Origin of the sequence: Corallococcus sp. AB032C, from assembly GCF_003668935.1 — a bacterium.
GTDB classification, from domain to species: domain Bacteria; phylum Myxococcota; class Myxococcia; order Myxococcales; family Myxococcaceae; genus Corallococcus; species Corallococcus exiguus.
Genome location: NZ_RAWP01000217.1, coordinates 1 through 5,184, shown reverse-complemented (window position 1 = coordinate 5,184; position 5,184 = coordinate 1). Strand labels below are relative to the sequence as shown.

The 5,184-nt window shown below is 70.8% G+C and carries 5 protein-coding genes; 2 read left to right on the top strand and 3 right to left on the bottom strand.

The features are described 5' to 3' along the window. Nucleotides 1-430 (top strand): DUF4398 domain-containing protein (locus tag D7X99_RS41465; RefSeq protein ID WP_233614212.1); only part of this gene is annotated, 430 nt, incomplete at its 5' end. 17 nt (nt 431-447) lie between these two features. Beyond that, nucleotides 448-1,875 carry an OmpA family protein gene (locus D7X99_RS41460; RefSeq protein ID WP_121782529.1) on the top strand — a complete coding sequence of 476 codons (1,428 nt, stop codon included), beginning with the start codon at nt 448-450 and terminating at the stop codon, nt 1,873-1,875. Between the two features lie 111 nt (nt 1,876-1,986). Here the strand turns inward: D7X99_RS41460 and truD are convergent, their stop codons facing one another. From truD to D7X99_RS41445, 3 genes are all read right to left on the bottom strand, one after another. Further along, complete coding sequence (gene truD, locus D7X99_RS41455) at nt 1,987-3,009, bottom strand: tRNA pseudouridine(13) synthase TruD (protein WP_121782528.1); 1,023 nt, start codon at nt 3,007-3,009, stop codon at nt 1,987-1,989. Then, complete coding sequence (locus tag D7X99_RS41450; RefSeq protein ID WP_121782527.1) at nt 3,006-4,325, bottom strand: DUF4388 domain-containing protein; 1,320 nt, start codon at nt 4,323-4,325, stop codon at nt 3,006-3,008. Before D7X99_RS41450 ends, truD begins: the two co-directional genes overlap by 4 nt. A gap of 7 nt (nt 4,326-4,332) precedes the next feature. Then, nucleotides 4,333-5,184 (bottom strand): thioredoxin domain-containing protein (locus D7X99_RS41445; protein ID WP_121782526.1); only part of this gene is annotated, 852 nt, incomplete at its 5' end.

Here is a 5,184-nt window from a genome sequence, read left to right as displayed (position 1 = left end):
CCTCCGCCCGGCCCCCTGCTTCACGCCAACCGCCCGATTCTTGACCCCCCCGGAGGCGATTGATACGACCGGCGACCAGTCTGTCTCCGCTCTGTCGACCGAGGCCCCCGTGATGACGAAGCAGTCGCTCCTGTTGGCGTTCGCGGGCGTGCTGACCGCATGTGGCCCCGTGAAGTCCACGTCCAACATCCTCGACGCAGAGGTGCAGATCCAGGCCGCGCGCACCGCGGGGGCGGAGAAGGAAGCCCCCTATGAGTGGACGGCCGCCAACCTCTACCTGCAGAAGGCGCGGGAGGAGGTCGGCTATTCGGACTACCAGGCCGGTGTGGACTTCGCCGTGAAGGCCTCGCGCTTCGCCAACGAGGCGCGTGAGAAGGCCATGTCCGCGGCCAACAGCGGCGACTCCCAGGGCCGCCCCCAGAACCCGTGACGCCCGAGCGCTCTCCGATGAAGCGTCTGCCCCAGTCCGCGCTTTTCACCCTGCTCCTCGCCTCCCTCTCCTGCGTCAGCGGCAACAAGATCCGCGCTGACACGGAGGTGCTCACCGCCGACGTGGAGCGCGCCCGCCGTGGCGGTGCCCTGCGCTGCGCGCCCGCGGAGCTGGCCGCCGCGGAGGCCAACCTCGACTTCGCCCGCGGAGAGCTCAGCCAGGGCAACAGCTCGCGCGCCGCCCAGCACGTGCGCGACGCCGACACCGCGGTGAAGCGCGCCCTGGAGCTGTCCAAGAACTGCGGCCCGCGCCAGGTGCTGGTGCGCGACCGTCCGGAGACGCCGCAGGCGCAGCCGGAACAGCCCCAGCAGCCCACCCAGCCCCAGCAGCAGGTGGTGGTGAGCATCGAGGAGACGGACAGCGACGGCGACGGCGTCCTCGACAAGGACGACCCCTGCCCCGAGCAGGCCGAGGACGTGGACGGCTTCCAGGACCAGGACGGCTGCCCGGACCCGGACAACGACGGGGACGGCGTGCTGGACGCGCAGGACAAGTGCCCGCTCATCCCCGGCGTGGCGGAGAACAACGGCTGCCCGCCGGAGGCCCCCAAGGACCGCGACGGCGACGGCATCCTCGACAACGTGGACAAGTGCCCGGACCAGCCCGAGGACAAGGACGGCTTCGAGGACGAGGACGGCTGCCCGGAGATGGACAACGACCTGGACGGCATCGTGGACGGCACGGACAAGTGCCCCAACGAGCCGGGTCCGCTGCAGAACCTGGGCTGCCCCATCGTGGACAAGGACGGGGACGGCATCAACGACGACAAGGACAAGTGCCCGGACGAGCCGGAGGACAAGGACGGCTACCAGGATGACGACGGCTGCCCGGACCTGGACAACGACAGCGACGGCGTGCCGGACGCGCAGGACAAGTGCCCGAACGAGTCCGGCCCGCAGGAGAACGCCGGCTGCCCGGATCCGGACCGCGACGGCGACGGCGTGGTGGACCGCCTGGACGCGTGCCCTGACGACCCGGGCGTGAAGGAGGAGCGCGGGTGCGCCAAGCAGTACAAGATGGTCATCGTCAAGAAGGACCGGATTGAGATCAAGAAGCAGATCCTCTTCGGCACCGGCTCCGCGAAGATCATCGGCAAGCAGAGCACCACCATCCTGGATGAGGTGGGGCAGGCGCTGAAGGACGCGCCGTGGATCCGCAAGATGCGCATCGAGGGCCACACCGACTCGATGGGCAACGACACGGCGAACCTGAAGCTGTCCCAGAAGCGCGCCGACGCCGTGATGGCGCAGCTGCTCAAGCGCGGCATCGACCCGGGCCGCATGGAGGCCGTGGGCTTCGGTGAGACGAAGCCCGTGGCGCCCAACAACACGAAGGCGGGCCGCGCGCTCAACCGCCGCACAGAGTTCAACGTCGTCCGGCAGTGACGTGACGCGCCCCACCCCGCTCCGTCCATGACGGAGCGGGACAAGCGTTTCCCCTACGCGCCTCCCCGGGCTTCGGTGCCCTGGGAGGCGCGGTCATTTCCGGGGGGCTGCTCAGCCGTCCTTGAGCAGTTCGTGCAGCACTTCGGTGGCGTAGGCGCCGCGCGGCAGCTCGAACGTGAGCAGCGCGTCCTCGCCGTCCTCCGTGAGCTCCGCCGCGCCCAGCCGCACTCGGTACGGCCGGCGCGTGCCTTCCGTCTCGTCGCCGCCGCGCAGGAAGTCGCTCGACGTGACGCCCGCGTCCACGAGCAGCCGCGCCTCGAACTCCGCGACCTCACCCTTCGAGGCGGTCATCTTCGGGCCGAACATCGGGCCCGCCGGGCTCACCTCGAACGAGGCGACGCGCGGACCGTCCACGTCCGGCGCCTCGCACACGAAGAGGCCGCCCGTCTCCTCCTTGCGCAGCACGTCGCCCAGGAGCGCCGTGGCGAAGGTGCCCGCGGTGAGCCGCTCGGCCAGCGCCTGGTTGAAGAGGCGCGACTGGAAGGCGGACAGGTACAGCTTGCGCTGGAAGCGGTCCGGCCGCTTCGGCAGCCGCTGTCCCAGGAGGAGCATCCGGCCCAGGTCGGCGTTGTCCCCGGCCCGCCCGAAGCGCTGCTCCCCGAAGTAGTTGGGCACGCCCTCCGCGGACAGCCGTGAGAAGGACTCCCGCGCCGCGCCCAGGTCCTTCACGCCGCGAAGCCGCAACCGGAAGCGATTTCCCTTCAGGTGCCCGGTGCGCAGCTTGTTGCCGTGCCGCTTCACCTCCAGCACGCGCACGCCGTCCAGCGCGAACTCCGGCACGCGGGCTTCGGCGTTCGCGGGCACGGACAGCCACTGCCGCGTCACCGCCTGCCGGTCTTTCATGCCGGCGGAGCCGATGTCGTCCTCGCGCACTCCCAGCGCGGTCGCCAGCGCGCGCACCACCTCGCGCGTGTCCCGGCCGCGCTTCTCCACCCAGAGGTACAGGTGCGTGCCCTCGCCGGACGGCAGGTACGCGGGTAGCTCCTCCACCTCGAAGTCATCGGGAGTGAGCTTGAACGCGCCGCCGCACCCGGGCACGCCCGCGGTCAGCCTTGGAAATCCAGTGTCCGTCACGGTGCCTCGAGCGTGGCCAGAAGTTCCTTCACCCGGCGGGCCAGGTCCTCGTCCGCGCGCGACTCCAACAGCTCCCCCGCCTGGAACAGCAGGAAGAACATCACGTCGCTCAGCGCCTGACGGAACGAGGCCAGCGGCTCACTGCCCAGGTGGGCGCGGTGCCTGTCGAAGGCCTCCATCAACCGGCCCTCCGGCAGGCTCCCGTCCGCCGCGAACGCCAGCCCCTCCAGCACCGGCGACGACGACAGCGCCTGGTTGGACAGCGCCGCGTTGGCCGCCGCGATGAACTCGCGGTCCATGCCGGAGCGGGCCACCTCGTCGCGGATCTCCCGGAAGATGAAGTTGAAGACGCGCGCCACCGGCCGGGCATCCACCGGAGCCACCGCGCGCACCGGCGGACGCACGCGCGGCGCAACCGTCTTCTCCGGCGCCACGGCCGAGGCGGGAGCCCCCGCCGGCTTGTCCGTCAGCCCCGCGAAGCCGCCCTCCAGCAGGCGGAAGACGACCTTGGTGACGTCGAACTCGGACAGCCGCGCCGCGTGCCCCAGCTCCAGCACCGTGCGCCGCCCGTCCAGCATCGTCAGCACGCGGTCCTCGTCCTCCTCCAGCTTGCCGTCGGACGGACGCTTGCGCGCCACGTACATGCGGCCGTGGGGGATGCGCTTCCGGAAGTGCGCCATCTCGTCGATCTTCCGGATGCTGTCCATCAGCAGGCTCTGCGTGGACAGCTGGAGGGAGTGGCCCATCTTCTCGTCCAGCGGCTGGTCGATGAGGAAGAACGACCCCTCGCGGCACAGCACGATGGCGTGGAAGATCTCACTCACCTGGTGCGTGACGCACTTGAAGAGGTCGTGCGCCTGGAGCACGCCCTTCTCCACCATCGCCCGGCCCAGCTTGGACGCCGACTGCTCGCGCAGCGCCGCCTCCACCTGCGCGCGGTCCGCGTAGCCCAGCCGCACCAGCACCTCGCCCAGCCGGTCCGCGGGCTCCTCGGAGGTGGCGCCGCGCACCTCGCCCTCGCGCAGCGTGAGTGAACGCTCGCCGCCCGGCGTGTGCACGCGGATGACGCCGCTCCAGCGCGACTGGCTGAGGAACGCGATGAGGTCCGACAGGGGGAACCCACCCGCGTCCCCCGAAAGCACCACGCGCGGCGTGGGGATGGAGCCCCCTCCCGGCGGCGTGCGGGAGAACACCAGCAGGTCGGGCGCGGTGGGCATCAGCGCGTACGTCCCCGAGCGTCCCGCGAGCGCGGGGATGCCGGTGCGGTCCTCGGGGACCAGCATCGCGGCGCCATCGATGCGGAAGCGTTGGCTCATCGAAGGGTCAGTCAGCGGCCCACGCGTTGTTGTTCGCGCGCCACTCCACCTCGTCCTCCATGCTGTGCTCGAGCTGCCCCTCCTGGAAGCCCAGCTCGTAGGCACGTCCATTGAAGAACACGGTCGGGGTGCTGTTGATGGCCGCCAGGCGCCCCTGCGCGCGGAAGCCTTCAATCTCGTCCTTGTACTGCTCCGTCTTCAGCACGGCGGCCAGCTTGTCCCCGTCCAGGCCCACCGACTTCGCCAGCGCGGGCAGCGCCTCCGGCTTGAGGTTCTCCTGCTGGCCGAAGAGCGCGTCGTGCATCTGCCAGAACTTGCCCTGGTCGCGCGCCCACAGCACCGCCTGCGCGGCGGGGACGGCGTTGGGGTGCATGGAGAGCGGGAACGGCAGGTAGCAGAAGCGCACCTCGCTGGGATGCTTCTTCGCGAAGCCCTCCAGGATGGGCCGGGCCTTGCCGCAGAAGGGGCACTCGAAGTCGGAGAACTCCGCCACCGTCACGGGCGCGTTGGCGTCGCCCTGGCACATGCGCGGATCCACCTTGAGCTGCACGCGCGGCTCGCGGAAGGACGCGTAGTACTTGGACAGCGTGACGATGACCTCGCTCGCGGGCCCGCCCTCCGCCACCATCCGGGCGGACAGCCGCGCCATCCGCTTCGCGTGCTTGCAGGTCGTGTGCTGCTTGAGGCACGCGCCCAGCGAGTGGGGGCAGCCGCAGTAGCAGAACTCGTCGCTGAACACCGTGGCCAGCTCGCGCTTCGCGGCGGGCGGCAGCGCGGAGAAGTCCATGCCGGGGATGCCCGTCAGCGCCTGGGAAGGATCCGCCGACGGAGCCTCCGCGACGGGGGCAGGGGCCGGAGC

Coding starts and splice junctions, on each gene's coding strand:
- D7X99_RS41460 (WP_121782529.1), top strand. CDS start 448: ATGAAGCGTCTGCCCCAGTCCGCGCTTTTCACCCTGCTCCTCGCCTCC.
- D7X99_RS41450 (WP_121782527.1), bottom strand. CDS start 4,325: ATGAGCCAACGCTTCCGCATCGATGGCGCCGCGATGCTGGTCCCCGAG.